General features: G+C 46.8%; 14 protein-coding genes and 1 riboswitch. Of the genes, 11 read left to right on the plus strand and 3 right to left on the minus strand.

What is annotated here, in order from left to right; translation table 11 throughout:
• The first annotated feature begins 57 nt into the window (after positions 1-57).
• Positions 58-1,026 carry a 2-hydroxyacid dehydrogenase gene (locus ASG81_RS27745; protein WP_056642372.1) on the plus strand — a complete coding sequence of 323 codons (969 nt, stop codon included), beginning with the start codon at positions 58-60 and terminating at the stop codon, positions 1,024-1,026.
• A gap of 285 nt (positions 1,027-1,311) precedes the next feature.
• Here ASG81_RS27745 and ASG81_RS33330 read toward each other — a convergent pair whose 3' ends face one another.
• Positions 1,312-1,461 carry a hypothetical protein gene (locus tag ASG81_RS33330; RefSeq protein WP_162255079.1) on the minus strand — a complete coding sequence of 50 codons (150 nt, stop codon included), beginning with the start codon at positions 1,459-1,461 and terminating at the stop codon, positions 1,312-1,314.
• A 705-nt stretch (positions 1,462-2,166) separates the two neighbouring features.
• On the opposite strand from ASG81_RS33330, the gene ASG81_RS27750 reads away from it, so the two are divergent.
• From ASG81_RS27750 to ASG81_RS27760, 3 genes are read left to right on the plus strand one after another with little or no spacing between them, the layout of a single operon-like run.
• On the plus strand, positions 2,167-2,565 hold the full coding sequence (locus ASG81_RS27750; protein WP_056642375.1) for a PadR family transcriptional regulator: 399 nt from the start codon (positions 2,167-2,169) through the stop codon (positions 2,563-2,565).
• Positions 2,566-2,580: 15 nt separating this feature from the next.
• Positions 2,581-3,261, plus strand: coding sequence for a hypothetical protein (locus ASG81_RS27755; RefSeq protein ID WP_056642378.1), 681 nt, complete (start codon positions 2,581-2,583; stop codon positions 3,259-3,261).
• Between the two features lie 34 nt (positions 3,262-3,295).
• On the plus strand, positions 3,296-3,901 hold the full coding sequence (locus ASG81_RS27760) for an NAD(P)-dependent oxidoreductase (protein ID WP_056642381.1): 606 nt from the start codon (positions 3,296-3,298) through the stop codon (positions 3,899-3,901).
• Between the two features lie 68 nt (positions 3,902-3,969).
• Here ASG81_RS27760 and ASG81_RS27765 read toward each other — a convergent pair whose 3' ends face one another.
• The gene (locus ASG81_RS27765) at positions 3,970-6,021 is read right to left on the minus strand and encodes a molybdopterin-containing oxidoreductase family protein (protein ID WP_056642384.1); all 2,052 of its coding nucleotides are present in this window, start codon (positions 6,019-6,021) and stop codon (positions 3,970-3,972) included.
• Between the two features lie 177 nt (positions 6,022-6,198).
• Positions 6,199-6,307: riboswitch (purine riboswitch) on the plus strand.
• Positions 6,308-6,389: 82 nt separating this feature from the next.
• On the opposite strand from ASG81_RS27765, the gene ASG81_RS27770 reads away from it, so the two are divergent.
• Both ASG81_RS27770 and ASG81_RS27775 read left to right on the plus strand, forming a co-directional pair.
• The gene (locus ASG81_RS27770; RefSeq protein WP_056642387.1) at positions 6,390-7,328 is read left to right on the plus strand and encodes an EamA family transporter; all 939 of its coding nucleotides are present in this window, start codon (positions 6,390-6,392) and stop codon (positions 7,326-7,328) included.
• 160 nt (positions 7,329-7,488) lie between these two features.
• Positions 7,489-8,385 carry an NAD(P)/FAD-dependent oxidoreductase gene (locus tag ASG81_RS27775; RefSeq protein ID WP_056642390.1) on the plus strand — a complete coding sequence of 299 codons (897 nt, stop codon included), beginning with the start codon at positions 7,489-7,491 and terminating at the stop codon, positions 8,383-8,385.
• On the opposite strand, the gene clpP is transcribed toward ASG81_RS27775, so the two are convergent.
• Positions 8,378-8,965 carry an ATP-dependent Clp endopeptidase proteolytic subunit ClpP gene (gene clpP / locus ASG81_RS27780; RefSeq protein WP_268795837.1) on the minus strand — a complete coding sequence of 196 codons (588 nt, stop codon included), beginning with the start codon at positions 8,963-8,965 and terminating at the stop codon, positions 8,378-8,380. The two genes, ASG81_RS27775 and clpP, sit on opposite strands and share 8 nt — an antisense overlap.
• A gap of 177 nt (positions 8,966-9,142) precedes the next feature.
• Between clpP and ASG81_RS27785 the strand changes: the two genes are divergently transcribed.
• From ASG81_RS27785 to rpiA, 5 genes are all read left to right on the plus strand, one after another.
• On the plus strand, positions 9,143-9,880 hold the full coding sequence (locus tag ASG81_RS27785) for an RNA polymerase sigma factor (RefSeq protein ID WP_056642394.1): 738 nt from the start codon (positions 9,143-9,145) through the stop codon (positions 9,878-9,880).
• 172 nt (positions 9,881-10,052) lie between these two features.
• Positions 10,053-10,832: a Cof-type HAD-IIB family hydrolase gene (locus ASG81_RS27790; RefSeq protein WP_056642397.1), complete on the plus strand. Its 780-nt coding sequence runs from the start codon at positions 10,053-10,055 to the stop codon at positions 10,830-10,832.
• A gap of 473 nt (positions 10,833-11,305) precedes the next feature.
• Positions 11,306-11,572, plus strand: coding sequence for a CD3324 family protein (locus ASG81_RS27795; RefSeq protein WP_056642401.1), 267 nt, complete (start codon positions 11,306-11,308; stop codon positions 11,570-11,572).
• Positions 11,573-12,370: 798 nt separating this feature from the next.
• Entirely contained in the window at positions 12,371-13,180 is an 810-nt protein-coding gene (locus tag ASG81_RS27805; RefSeq protein ID WP_056642406.1) for an alpha/beta fold hydrolase, read from the plus strand.
• Positions 13,181-13,466: 286 nt separating this feature from the next.
• On the plus strand, positions 13,467-14,135 hold the full coding sequence (gene rpiA, locus ASG81_RS27810) for a ribose-5-phosphate isomerase RpiA (protein WP_056642558.1): 669 nt from the start codon (positions 13,467-13,469) through the stop codon (positions 14,133-14,135).
• Positions 14,136-14,306 lie beyond the last annotated feature (171 nt).

Genomic DNA, 14,306 nt, shown 5'->3' on the forward strand with positions numbered 1-14,306 from the left:
ATCATCGCTCCTGATGTGATATGCTAATTAATGATGATTGCTGAGAGGAGAATGTTTATGAAACCATCTGTATTTATTGATCGCAAAATACCGAGTGAGGTAGAAGCGTACATAGCCGAGCACTGCGTTGTCGATAAATGGGAAGGCTTGACTCCGATTCCGCGTCAGCAGCTGCTTGAAAAAATCGCGAAAACGAACGGATTGCTGACGGCAGGTGCGAAAATTGATTCCGAGCTGCTGAAGCAAGCCCCGCATTTAAAAGTCGTAAGCAGCATTAGCGTCGGATACAATCATTTTGATCTTGCAGCTATGAAAGAACGGGGCATTATCGGAACGCATACGCCCCATGTTTTGGACGATACGGTTGCGGATCTGGCAATAGCTCTCCTATTAGGAACGGCAAGACGAGTAGCGGAGTTAGACCGTTATGTAAAAGAAGGACAATGGAAAACTGGCGACGGCGTAAAATTGTTCGGCACAGACGTCCATCACGCTAAGCTCGGCATTATCGGCATGGGGCGAATCGGCGAGGCGGTGGCCCGCCGTGCAAAGTTTGGCTTTGAGATGGATGTTGTATATTTCAATCGCAGCCGCAAGCCGGAAGCGGAAGAGAAGCTTGGCGTTCGTTATGCACCATTAAATGAGCTGCTGGCAGCTTCGGATTTTGTCGTGATGCTGGCGCCCTTAACGGCGGAAACGACTAAGCTGATTGGACGCAAACAATTTCAGCTCATGAAATCAACCTCAATTTTTATTAATATTTCGCGCGGTCAAACGATAGACGAGGAGGCGCTAATCGAAGCGCTTCAGGAAGGCACGATTGCGGCAGCCGGTCTTGACGTTTTTGAGAAAGAGCCGATCAATGCTGATCATCCATTTCTAAAGATGGCGAATGTGCTGACTCTGCCGCATATCGGCTCGGCTACGACACAAACCAGGTTTGATATGGCCATGCTTGCAGCGCAAAATCTGGTAAGCGGAGTAACCGGACAAACTGCTCCAAATATTGTGGACGAGCTTAAATAATACGAGCATTTTAAAAACAATATACTTGTTTCCACTCTTTCGCATCCTCGCGCATGCAGCTTCGAGGCTCGCTTGGCAGCGCTGTCTGACACGGTTGCCCGCGAAATGAAGAACATTTAAATTTAGGTTGATTGAGGGCATCGGCAGTATTGGACTTAATTTAGAGTCCGATGCTGCCGATGCTCTTTATTTCGTTCACTTTAAACATTGTACGATTACTTCGTGCCTCATGCGACCGTTTCATCACACAAAAACGTGTTTCACCAGGCGATAAACGATAAACCTTTAATGTAAGCAACAACCGTAAAAACAATATACTTGTTTCCACTCTTTCGCATTCTCGCCCATGCAGCTTCGCGGCTCGGCGGCGCTGCCTGCCACGTTTTCCCGCTCCGCATACCTACTCCGTTCGCTCGTCTGCCGCTGCTTATTCATTGCTATCGAATCCTGCTGCACACCACTTCTTTATTTCATTCCGGTTTCCGGGGCATTTTTTCAAGTTCCGATTATGCCGCCTGCTGCAATGCCGCCGGACTTGCAGCTATCGGCGCTAGTTGCTGGCCTGCACCGTATGGTGAGCTCTGATATACATTTGTATTGACTTCTACTTTGGGGTGTGGTAATCCAGTTTCGGCCATGTTTTGGTTTCGCGAAGCGTGCGGCGGCCCCCCCGACGATCGATTTCTGCTGCTAAATTCGGATTTAGTTGCAGAGATGAGATTTGCAACTAGAAAAAAGAAAAGCAAAAGGATAAAAACGTACAAAGCAGCAAAACAGAAATCTGCAATCTAAGTACGAATCTAGACACAGAAGAGGTAGAAAACCGGGTAGAAAGGAGATAGATAAGGAAAAATCGAAATGGTGCACGAGCGGATGACGAAAGGGTGGTAACAAGTATATTGATTACAGTCCTATTTGTGGTATAATATGGGTATGCGAATATATGTTCGCGTTCCTGCTTACAACCGGCGTCGCGCTCGGTTTTTGGGGGCAGGAGGTGGAAAAGCTGTTGTCGAATTATAGTTTATACAGGTTTTTTGCCCCTCTCCTCTTCCTATAAGCTGGATTTGCTCGCTGCAGTCTGATTTCTACGGAAAGCTGTTGTAACCTCAGATTCATCAATTTGAAAGGGTGAATACTATGGCTCGCAATGAACATCCCATCGAGAAAACGGAATCTCTTGGCCACGTCGTCAAGGTACAGCAGGTCATCGACTTTATTGTGCTGTCTGAGCTTCAGAACGGACAAATGTACGCGAGTGAATTAGAGCAGCGAATCATCCAAACGTTAGGCAGCCATGTAGGAGTCAATGACGCTTACCTTAGCCAGCGCCTTAAAACACTTGCAGAAAACGGTCATGTTTTTCGGAAATGGGAGGGAGATAGCCGTTATAACCGATACTACCGGATAACGGATACCGGCATGGAGTATTTCAAGGGACTTCTCCGCGAGCTGCCTGATCGGGTCAAGAAAGCCCAGCAAGTGTACAGCAGCTTCGATAGCTACATGAGCAAGTTTGGAAAAATGAGCACGAAATAAGGAGAGGAGCAAGGGATGGACGATTTTGACTATAAGGAAGCCATCGATCGTATTAAGGCTGCGTTTCCGCCCGGCACCGTCCAAAAACGCGGGGACAATGGCCGGGCTTATATTCCGAACCAGGTCTATACGGACCGCGTCGAGGAAGCTACAGGCAGCCGCTGGAACAGAGAGATTAGAGACGTCGAAATCAACATCCCTCACGGATTTGTAAAAGTTGTGGCACGCGTTACGATCGGGGAGCATTACCGGGACGGCATCGGGTTCTCCGAGATTGAGCAGGATGCGAGCGGTAAAGGGAAGTCCGTCTCGAATAAGGTAGATCAAGCATATGCCGAAGCGGTCCGAGAAGCGCTCGATACGTGGCAAATCGGCTGGAAAAATCTTGCGCCCTATTATCAAGAGGAAAAGGATTGGGCAAAGAATCCTGCGCTTCATCATTTACTTCAATCCCAGGCGCCGGGTGAAGCTGGCCGTAACTCCGTTATGCAGGCGCGCGCTGTCGTAGAACACTACTGCATTTTCGCGAAATGCGGCAAGCAGCTGTCGCGTGACGAATGGGATTTTCTAAGCTTAATTCCAGCTCTTAACAGAGATAAAATGAAATTCTGTTTTGAGCATGTTCCGAATCATCTTAAGAAAAAGGCTCCGGCAGACGTGCTAAAAAGCTATGAAGAAAAATTTAAGCCTAAATAATGAAATCTCAAATAAGTAAAGGGGCATGCCGAGAATGAAACTGCTGCTGATCGGATCAACTGGCAAGACCGGGCAATTTATCCGCCGCTTCTTGGAGGAAAAGGGCGTACAGGTAAGGCGCTTTGTGCGCTCTGCCGAGCAAGTGGAGCCAGGAAGTTTTCTGGGCGATATTCGAAATCGACACGATGTGTTTGAGGCGATGGCAGGCGTAGACGGAGTCATATGTTCGTTAAATACAGAAGGAAACGGTACGCTTGCCAGCGGTATGGACAATGTAATCGCCGCGATGCTGGAGCTCAAAATAAGCAGGCTCATTACGATTGGTACCGCTGGCATATTGCAAAGCGAGCTGCAGCCTGAATTATTAAGGTATCAGTCAACCGAAAACAAACGGGTTAATCACGAGGCCGCGATGGAGCATGAGCATGTTTACCGGCAATTAACTAAATCATCTCTGGATTGGACGATCGTTTGTCCGACGAGACTCGTGCAGGAGGAGCAGAGAGGCAGCTACCGCGTTCAGAAGAATGTGCTTCCCTCCGGCGGCTCGTTTATTTCCTTTGCCGATACAGCCGAGTTTGCTGTTTCCGAATATTTGAACTCAGCTTATGTCCGCGAACGAGTCGGAATTTGCTATTAATCGATTACTGCAAAAAAAACCTGAATTCCCTAATAACAGGAGTTCAGGTTTTTTCTTTTGCCGCTGGATTAATTCTGATCTATACGCAGCACTTCCACGCGGTTGGAGAAAAAGGTGGCGCCGCCGCCCATATCCGCAAGCCGCTGCGGCGTAAGGGCATTGACAGCTTGCCGGCCTATTTGATGATCTTCCCACCACAAGCCTTGCGTAACGAGTACACCCGGCAGCACATCATTTCCGATTCGCAGCGTCATTTCTACAGCGCCTCTATCGTTGCGGATTTTTACGCGTTCCCCATCGTCGAAGCCGAGCGCTGCCGCATCATCCGCATGCATATGAAGCTGCGGTTTCTTCTCAAGCTTCTGCAAACGTTCTTGATTAGCGAAGGTCGAGTTGATGAAGCTGTGGTTCGGGCCGGTTACCAGCCAAAACGGATAGGTGTCCGGCTCGCGCAGCGGCGAGTGAACGGGTACCGGCGGCAAGCCGGCCTTCAGCATGGACTCCGAAAAAAGCTCGATTTTACCGGATGGCGTCGGAATGATTGATGTGATAGGAGGAAGCAGACCGCCTCCAGCTTTCATCCATGTTTTCGCCTGCAGCTCATCGAAGGTGATGCCTTTCAGGAATGGGTTGTGCTCGCTATCCAGCGCCTCGCGTATCATTTGCTCCTCGCTTATGTCAAATAGCTCTTGCTCAAAGCCTAGCCGGAGCGCCAATTCCTTAAAGAGAGTAAAGTTCGATTTGCATTCTCCCATAGGGTCCATAATCGGCTCGTGAAGCTGCAAATACAGATGCCAATAAGACGTGTATAAATCTAAATTTTCAAAATGAGAGGTAGCCGGCAGCACAATATCCGAATATTTGCAGGTGTCCGTTAAAAACAAATCATGCGTGACCGTAAAGAGGTCGCTGCGCAGAAGCCCTTCGCGCACGCGGTTCTGATCCGGCGCAACGATTGCCGGGTTGCTGTTATAGACGAACAGCATCCGGACAGGAGGAGCCAAATCGAGAAGGGCATCTCCAAGCTGGTTCATGCTGACGGTGCGGACATCCGGGTCCGGCAGCAAATCCGGCCGCTCGATTTTTAGGCCGTTAAGTCGCGAGTACCAGCTGTTTCCCTTCATGGCGCCTCCGCCGCGAACCCCCCATTGACCGGTTAAGGCAGGCAGACATGAAATCGTTCTAACGATCATGCCTCCGTTGTCGTGATGCTGTAACCCGTTTCCAATGCGAATAAAGGAAGGGCTTGTTGTACCGTATAGGCGGCCAAGCTCTTCGATCTCTGCTGCAGGCACGCCGGTAATCGCTTCGACACGCTCAGGCGTATATTCCGCTGCTTGCAGAGCCAGCTCCTTGTAGCCTATTGCGTGCTGTTCGAGAAATGCCGTATGCGCAAGTCCGTCTCGAATGATGACATGCATCATGCCAAGCGCAAGTGCAGCATCGGTTCCCGGCTTTACATGGATGAAGCGATCCGCCCATGCAGAGGTGCGGTTGCGGTGAACGTCGATATGGATAACCGTTGCTCCATTTCTTCTGGCTTCCGTTGCCAGCATCGTCTGATGCATATTGGTAGATACCAAGTTACATCCCCAAATCAGGAATAGCTTCGTATGTACCGTATCCTCCGGATCAATACCAATGGAGCCTCCCATCGTATATGTATATCCTTCAGCTCCAGCCGCGTTACAAATGGACCGATCAAGCTGACTCGCGCCGAGACGGTGGAAGAAACGGCGATCCATGCCTTCGGCATTCAGCACGCCCATATTGCCATAGAAGCTGTAAGGCAATATGGCGTCGGCGCCGTGCTCTGTCTTGATGCTCTGCATACGCGCCGCAATTTCCTCGTATGCTTCCTCCCAAGTGATGCGCTCGAAAGAAAGATCTCCCTTAGGCCCGATGCGGCGCATCGGATAAAGCAGCCGCTCCGGATGATATACCCGGTCACTTAATTGTCTAACCTTGTTGCATATCGCGCCGCGAGTGACGGGATGCTCCGTATCTCCGGTTATTTGAGTAATTTTTCCTTCTTCGAGGGTGACGCTAAGCCCGCAAGTATCGGGACAGTCAAAAGGACAAACGGAACGCACTGTTCTGTTTACCACAGGTCTACTCATTACCGTTTCACTCCTTTCAGCAGTTGTTTCATGTCTTTCTATCATAACATAGGAGAAGCTGTTAATAGTGCCTTATTGCCCGCAGCGCACGGACAGACATGCCGCCATAGACGTTTCCAGCTGTTTGTCTATTGACAGTACCTCACTTGTTATGTAAGATTTAATCTGCTGAACATGAAGCCGTACAACTAAATCATTCGTATAACCTCACAGATTTAAGCTTGAATAGGGTGAGGGTCTCTACGGGAAGCCTAACTTCCTAACTACGAATATGCGATCATTTCACTTTGATCCTGTATTCGTCGTTAGGATTTTTTTGTGCGTTCATATGGAAATTTGCGATACTTCAGGAAGGAGAAATGTACGGGATGAAATATTTATTATCGGTTTTTCTGGGTGCGGCAAGCTATGGCATTTTATCCACAATCGTCGTTTTGGCTTATGGCAACGGTTATATGCTTGGCGAAGTGGTTGGCAGTCAGCTGCTTACGGGCTTCGTACTCGCGTGGATGCTTGCTTTATTTATGAAGTGGAGGAAGAAGAGCAGCAAAGGAGCAAGCAAGGGGTTTGTTGCTGTCGTCGCTTCGGAGAGCGTGACGAAGCTAACCTGGAAGCATCGTCTGCTCCTGATGGCGGCGGGAACGCCATCAGCTGTAACCGGCCTGCTTTATTATCAATCGCTTCGTTACATTCCGGCTTCATTGGCCATTATTTTATTATTCCAATTCACATGGATCGGTGTTCTCATTCAAGCCGTAAGCAAGCGAAAACGTCCTAACGGCATTATGTTTTTCACGATTGCCATCTTGTTCGGAGGAACGGTGCTTGCTGCCGGCATCATGGAGCAAGGCACAGGCATGTTTAATATAACAGGTGTAATTTTGGGCCTGCTATCTGCAATAAGCTACTCGCTGTTTATTTTATTTAGCGGAAAGGCAGTTCCCTCCGTACATCCGGCGTATCGCAGCGTGTGGATGATAACCGGCGGCATGCTGCTTGTATTTATTTTGTTTCCGCCGTTGTTTTTGTTCAATGGTCTTTTTTGGAGCCATTTAATGCTTTATGGTTTTTTGCTTGGCTTGTTCGGCGCATTTATTCCACCTGTTCTGTTTGCAGTCGGTGTGCCGCATATCGGTGAGGGGATGGCTGGCATTGTTGGCGCATCGGAGCTTCCTGTAGCGGTACTGCTTTCGTCCTTTATTCTCAATGAGCATGTGAGTGTGCTGCAGTGGACTGGAGTTATCGTCGTATTGATCGGAATCGCGCTGCCCGAGCTGTTGAAGCGAAGACGAATAAGCATGGAGTAGCCTTACAGCCAGCAAGCTCTTCCCGGATGAGCAGCTGGCTTTCTTTTGTCAAGGACATAAGCCGTTCATATATTCGTTGAATAACGGGTACACATTTCATTAATAATAAAGAATCATTTGTTATTGAATTCGATTAGCTGGCAGGGCAGGAGGATTTAGGGTGCAATATGACTGTGTGATTGTAGGGGGAGGCATTGCAGGTCTACAAGCTGCTATACAATTAGGAAGATATCGTCATCATGTAGCCGTGATTGACAGCGGCGATGGACGATCTACCGTATGCAGAAGCTACCATAACCTAATCGGCTTTCCGAATGGCATTAGCGGTGCCGAGCTTCTTGCTTCAGGAAAAAAGCAAGCAGAGAAGCTGGGCATAAGATTTATAAAGGCTACAGTCGTACGTGCGGAGAGGGATGCTGATGGCTTACGGTTAATTACCTCCGATGAAATGAGCTTTCGAGGTAAACGGCTGCTGCTCGCAACGGGTGTAAAGGACCGGCTCCCTAATTTCCCTATGCTTTTTCCTTGCATGGGAATTAGTGTTTACGTTTGTCCGGACTGCGACGGTTACGAAGTATCCGGCAAGCAAACGCTTGTGCTGGGAGCCGGAAATACGGGTGCGCAAATGGCGCTTACCCTCACGCATTGGACGGTAGATCTCATCTATGTGAATCATGAACGGTCACCGGTTGATGAAGAGCTTCGCCGTCGTCTTGCAGAGAAAAGGATCCTATACATCGAAAAATCGATCCGAACGGTCATTGCCGATCAGGCTCAGTTCCAAGGCATTATATTGGAAGACGGCTCGAGTATTTACCGCGAGCGGTGCTTTGTCGCTTTCGGAGGCAACGAAGTGCGCTCCGCTATCGCCAATCAGCTTGGGGCTCAGCTGATGGATAATAAGCATATACTCGTTGATCAGCGTACCAAGCTCACTAGCGCCGAGCATGTTTGGGCTGCGGGGGACGTTACCGCACATTCCGAAATGGTAACCATTGCGATGGGAGACGGAAGTCAAGCGGCCATTTGGATTCACAAGAGTCTAATCGCTACATAGATGTAATCACCTTGTCGATTATTCCGTATTCCAACGCTTCTTCAGATGACATATAATAGTCACGATCCATATCTTTTTCGATTTTTTCGAGCGGTTGACCTGTTCTTTCGGCGGAGATTTGATTTAATTTTGTCCGAATGTTCAAGATCCGCTTTGCACTAATTGCGATGTCGCTCGCTTGCCCCTGTACACCGCCGTGAGGCTGATGAATCATAATTTCGCTATTAGGCAGCGCGGATCGATGACCTTTCTCGCCTGCTAGCAAGAGGATGGCGGCGAAGGAAGCGGCAAATCCGGTACAAATCGTATGCACAGGAGGCTTGACGAATTGCATCGTATCAAGGATAGCGAAGCCGGCAGAGGTGGAGCCCCCGGGACTGTTAATGTACATTGAAATTTCTTTATCCGGATCCTCCGCTGCCAGAAACAATAATTGAGCGATGATGCTGTTCGCGACATTATCGTCAATCGCCGACCCTAAGAACACGATCCGATCTTTCAAAAGTCTGGAATAAATGTCGTAAGATCTTTCGCCGCGACTTGATTGCTCAACCACATATGGAACATAATGACTCATCATTTTAACCTCCCGATTCATTTTGCTGTTTTCGATCTGTAAACGAATAGGAGCCGGGAAAGGATACGGCGTTTTTTTAACGATCTTTGCGTATCCTTTGTCATTCTCCATTCGTTTACTTATGTAAGGATAACTCCCTTTACCTAGCGTAAGACGGGATAGAGCTGAGGAGGCTGAATTATGATTTTAGCGGATACTTTAACAAATAAGGAAGCGCGCAGCGAAGAAAAAAACATGGAGCAGCTGCAAGCAGTCGTACAGCGTTATTGCTTGTCTCTTACAAGGTCAAGGTGGGATGCCGAGGATTTAGCGCAGGAAACTTGGTTAAAAGGAATGCGGGCCGCAATAAACGCAACCCATGATAACCGTGAGGCTCTATTGCTGCGTATTGCCAAAAATACATGGATCGATCAATCGCGCAGACGGAATCAATACGCTCGTCTCTTAATGCAAGAGAAACAAGTGGAGGCAGCGTCGAATACGGGCAGCCTGGAGCTTGAGGAGGCATTGTATGCGCTCATGAAGCATTTATCCCCGCTTCAACGCACCGTTTTTATGCTTCGAGATGTTTTAGGTTTCTCCGCTCGGGAGACAGCGAAGCTGCTCAACTCGACGGCTGGAGCAATGAAAGCAGCGCTGCATCGTGCTCGGGAAGCCTTGCATGAGGTTAGAAGGGAACTGCAAGCAGAAGCTGGCCTATCCTCCACAGATGAGGAAACGAGAAGTTTCATTTGGGCGATGGCTGCGGCGTATCAAGCTGGAGATCTGGCGCTTCTTATTGAGCTCGCGCAACGGGATGTCGGGGAAGCCGCGATGATCACGGGTATCATTCAAAATAACCGGCTGCAAGCAAGCAGCCTTGGTCAACAAGCCCGTGCAAAATACAATAAACCGTATACGATCGAGATGGCTGCTTAAGCTGTTCATTTTTCAAATAAATGGGAATAACGAGATAATCTCACTTAGAGTCAATAAAATAAACAGATGCCTATTGGTGTCGGTTTATTTTGTTTTTTTCGATTGAGACGCGGACGTACATGAATTGTGTATAATTAAGCAAACGAAAAAATGGGACTGAGGGCAGATGGTTATGACGAAAAAGCTTATATTTTTTGATATCGATGGCACATTGGTTGATCACGAGAAAAAAATTCCGCCCTCGACAGAGCAAGCCATTGCGGAATTGAAGGAAGCCGGACATGAAGTTGTCATTGCGACAGGCAGAGGGCCCTTCATGCTGAAACCCGTCAGTGAAGCGCTAAGCATCGAATCCTACGTTAGCTTTAACGGTTCGTACGTTGTCTATAACGGTGAAGTGGTATACAGTCATTCCATTGATCCTGTTCGTTTAGCAGAACTTTCCCGAATTTCGATAGCGAATAAGCATCCTTTAGTCTATATGACTCCGGAGGGGATGCGAACGAGCACGCATCAAACAGCTTATAGGGATGATGATAATGAACCCTTGAAATTAAGACTCCCGCCACTCGAGCCCGATTATTATTTAGGAAAAGAGATTTACCAATGCCTGCTTTATTGTAAGGAAGAAGACGAGGTCTACTATAAAGAAAACTTTTCAGAACTCGGCTATATCCGTTGGCATCTATACGGCAGCGATATACTCCCGCCAGGAGGCTCGAAAGCAAGAGGCATTCAAGCGTTAATCGAACGTGCAGGTTTCAACAATGAGGATGTCTATGCTTTTGGCGATGGGTTGAATGATCTCGAAATGCTGCAATATGTTTATCATAGCGTCGCCATGGGCAATTCGCCTGAAGAAGTGAAGCAAGCAGCTCGTTATGTCACGAAGGCCGTAACGGAAGATGGAATTATGCATGGACTGAAAATGCTTGGCTTACTAAAAAGCTAGACGATTTGCGCGGTTATGAACGTCTTTCCCATTATTGGTAAAGTTCTTTTATAAATGTTTTTGCACTTTCGCTAGTCTCATATGTCGATATATACTGATGAAGTCGGGCCGACAAATGATGAGGAAAGGAGCTGATCGAATTGATTAACAAAATGGAGGTGATCTCCGTTTAAACGGAGATCACCCATATGAAGGAGACCGCAGGGTCTCCTTCTTTTTCTGAACTTCATCACATAAAACTTTAATGGAAATATTGTTAAACATTTCTTGTCATCTGAAAAGGCTTACAATATACTTGTAATGTAATTATACGAAAGAGCTTGCATGAACATGGAGGACATCCCCTTCATGGATTTTTTGTTTTTCAGATTGGATTGGCTTTACAAATAATCGAAGGGAGGCCGCAAAGATGTTGATGAAAACCGCAACGATTAATCTTACAAAGATTAGCCTGTTCGAGGAGGACGTTTATTGTGAACTACAAAAATGGGAGAGATGTGCTTCCCCCTAGCTTATTGAAAGAGCTGCAAAAATACATCCAAGGTGATTTGATTTACGTACCGAAGGCAACGGAGAAACGCGCGAATTGGGGAGAGGTTAGCGGAACACGGAAGCTGCTGGCCGAGCGTAATAAGGAGATATTCCTTTTTTACACAAATGGGTGGTCTGTTGCCGATCTGGAAAGCAAATATCATTTATCGGGCGAGAGCATCCGCAAAATTATCGTTAAAGCGCGATAACTTTCGCAAGCAGTACGATACAGATGAACGAACTGTCGAATGTCGAATGATATCATGTAGATTTACGGCGTTATTTGTCGATAAATTATGTGCACCTTGAAGCGGACGACTGCGGGCAGTCAAATCGTTACCGCTGAATAGAGTAAAACAAAAACCGCATTCCAACCGGAAAGCGGTTTTTTTTATGTGCAACAAATCCATCCAGAATATAAAACATAACTGGTGATGATTGCAGATTTGATTCCTTCGGCGGAATCCTGTTAACGAGTAGTTGCGGCAGGCAGTTCCACAACGGAATGCGGGTACTTATAATCATTCCGGTAGCAATTAGTATCCGAATCATATGTCGATTGCGATAGCTTATGGGAGATCGCAAATATAGACAGTTTCGGATTTACATGCAAAGCGGACTCAAAGAAAGAACATCTTTCGAAATTGAAATCCATGGTGGAGATGATAATTACACAGTTCGTGAATGTACAACCAATAAAGCTGAATCCATCAAAAGTAATCGTTTCATTTTTAAAATGTTCATTAGATATTCTATTCATTATCGACGCTCCTATTCTGTGATGGGACAACCTAATAAAAATACTAACAGAAATCATATGTGATGTTTGTCGCTTATTGTTTTAAAAAATAAATAATTAACGACATAAATAGCGGTCATTCGAACTTTGACGCAAAGAAAAGGAGATATATAAGGCGCTTAATAGGCAATACCGTTAGGTATTCACCTAATTGATCTGCTATGAGTATCTTAATGCTAAAGAGACCCTTAACATTGGAGGAATTAGCTTGGGATATTACGTGGCAGTGGAGCCTGATGTGAAGATTTATGTAGAGGACGTAAATCCGACTAGCAATAAGGTCATCTTCTTTATTCATGGCTGGCCTGCTAATCACCATCTGTTCGAGTACCAGTTTAATGTATTTCCTGCCTTGGGCTACCGCTGCATTGGCATCGATCTTAGAGGCTTCGGTCAATCCGATAAACCTTACAATGGCTACAATTATGACCGGTTAGCCGACGATGTACGAGCAGTTGTTGATGCTCTTAAACTGCAAAGCTTTACCCTTGCAGGCCATTCTGTAGGCGGGGCGATCTCCATACGTTATATGGCGCGTCATAACGGCTATGGCGTTGCTAAACTTGTGTTGCTGGCTGCGGCAGCCCCAAGCTTTACTCAGCGGCCGAACTACCCGTATGGGCTGCCTAAAGATGAAGTGACCAAGCTTATACAAGCTGCTCGCAATGACCGTCCTAAAATGCTTCGAGATCTCGGTGAAATGTTCTTTTTCCAAAACGTCACCGAACCTTTCACCGATTGGTTTTTTCAACTCGGCTTACAGGCAGCGGGTTACTCTACTGCAGCTCTGCTCGAATCACTGAGGGATGAAAGCTTATTCACTGATCTTAGCAAAATAAAAGCTCCGACTTTAATTTTCCAAGGTAAACATGATCAGATCGTGCTTCCGCAGCTTGCTATGGCGCTCAAGGAAAGTATTCAGGGCTCGAAGCTCATATGGCTGGAATACAGCGGACACGGCTTGTTCTGGGAACAGCGCGATAAAATCAATGAAGAGATGTCGAAGTTTATCGGCTGATACATGTAACGTAGATTTACTATAATTAGCGCCGATATGATGGGTGGTATCCATGTCTTAAAACGTGGAAGCCGCCTTTTTTTGGTATTCAATCATTTGGACGGCTGATATAATATTGGGATGGAAAACGGGAGTGACAACGCTCCTTTCTTAGGTTAATGTCAAACTATGAAATGGTTGCTAGGCAGCTTGCTGTATTTCAATGTATATAATAACGGCCTTATTATTGTATTAGGCAGTATCAAACATTATGATGATTCTTAATCAAAAAGGCAGAGGTGTAAAGATGGAATCAAAAAGAATAGCTGCGGAAAAAGCTGTAGAGTTTATTAAGGATGGCATGATTGTTGGGCTCGGGACAGGCTCAACCGCTTATTGGGCGATTCAAAAAATCGGTCAAAGAGTGAAGGAAGGGCTATCGGTCAAAGCGATCGCTACGTCTAATCAATCTGAGGATTTGGCGAGAGAACTTGGCATAAGCTTGCTTTCTACTGCAGAAATTGAAACCATCGATATTACGATTGATGGCGCTGATGAAGTTGATGCGGATTGGAATCTAATAAAAGGCGGCGGCGGAGCGCTGCTTCGCGAAAAAATTGTCGCAGCCTCTAGCAAGCAGCTAATCATTATCGTTGATGAAAGCAAGCTAGTCAAGCAACTAGGCCATTTCCCTTTGCCTGTCGAGATCGTTCGGTTTGGTTATGAAATAACGGTCAACAAGCTGCGCAAGCTCGGTGCTGAGCCTACACTAAGAAAAATCGGTGAGCAGCCTTATTTAACGGATAACGGAAATTATATCGCCGATTGTCACTTTGGAAAAATAGATCGGCCAGATGAGCTGCATCACGCTCTCAATCTCATTCCAGGCGTTGTAGACAACGGCCTCTTCATTGGCATGGCAACACATGTAATCGCAGGCTATCAGGATGGAACGGTCAAGGAGCAGCTGAGATAATCAAGCTTGCTCTAACCATTACTCATAAAACCTTGTTTGACCATACTATCGGTCATCAAGGTTTTTTGTATTTCTGTACGGGGAGGGCAGACAAATGTCCTGAATGGTTTGGGGGCTTAATGATTAACTACGGTTAATTGGTTTGCTTTAAAGCGTATGACCGATGACTAA

Origin of the sequence: Paenibacillus sp. Soil522, from assembly GCF_001428245.1 — a bacterium.
GTDB lineage: Bacteria > Bacillota > Bacilli > Paenibacillales > Paenibacillaceae > Pristimantibacillus.

Coding starts and splice junctions, on each gene's coding strand:
- ASG81_RS27745 (WP_056642372.1), top strand. CDS start 58: ATGAAACCATCTGTATTTATTGATCGCAAAATACCGAGTGAGGTAGAA.
- ASG81_RS33330 (WP_162255079.1), bottom strand. CDS start 1,461: ATGAATAAGCAGCGGCAGACGAGCGAACGGAGTAGGTATGCGGAGCGG.
- ASG81_RS27750 (WP_056642375.1), top strand. CDS start 2,167: ATGGCTCGCAATGAACATCCCATCGAGAAAACGGAATCTCTTGGCCAC.
- ASG81_RS27755 (WP_056642378.1), top strand. CDS start 2,581: ATGGACGATTTTGACTATAAGGAAGCCATCGATCGTATTAAGGCTGCG.
- ASG81_RS27760 (WP_056642381.1), top strand. CDS start 3,296: ATGAAACTGCTGCTGATCGGATCAACTGGCAAGACCGGGCAATTTATC.
- ASG81_RS27765 (WP_056642384.1), bottom strand. CDS start 6,021: ATGAGTAGACCTGTGGTAAACAGAACAGTGCGTTCCGTTTGTCCTTTT.
- ASG81_RS27770 (WP_056642387.1), top strand. CDS start 6,390: ATGAAATATTTATTATCGGTTTTTCTGGGTGCGGCAAGCTATGGCATT.
- clpP (WP_268795837.1), bottom strand. CDS start 8,965: ATGATGAGTCATTATGTTCCATATGTGGTTGAGCAATCAAGTCGCGGC.
- ASG81_RS27785 (WP_056642394.1), top strand. CDS start 9,143: ATGATTTTAGCGGATACTTTAACAAATAAGGAAGCGCGCAGCGAAGAA.
- ASG81_RS27790 (WP_056642397.1), top strand. CDS start 10,053: ATGACGAAAAAGCTTATATTTTTTGATATCGATGGCACATTGGTTGAT.
- rpiA (WP_056642558.1), top strand. CDS start 13,467: ATGGAATCAAAAAGAATAGCTGCGGAAAAAGCTGTAGAGTTTATTAAG.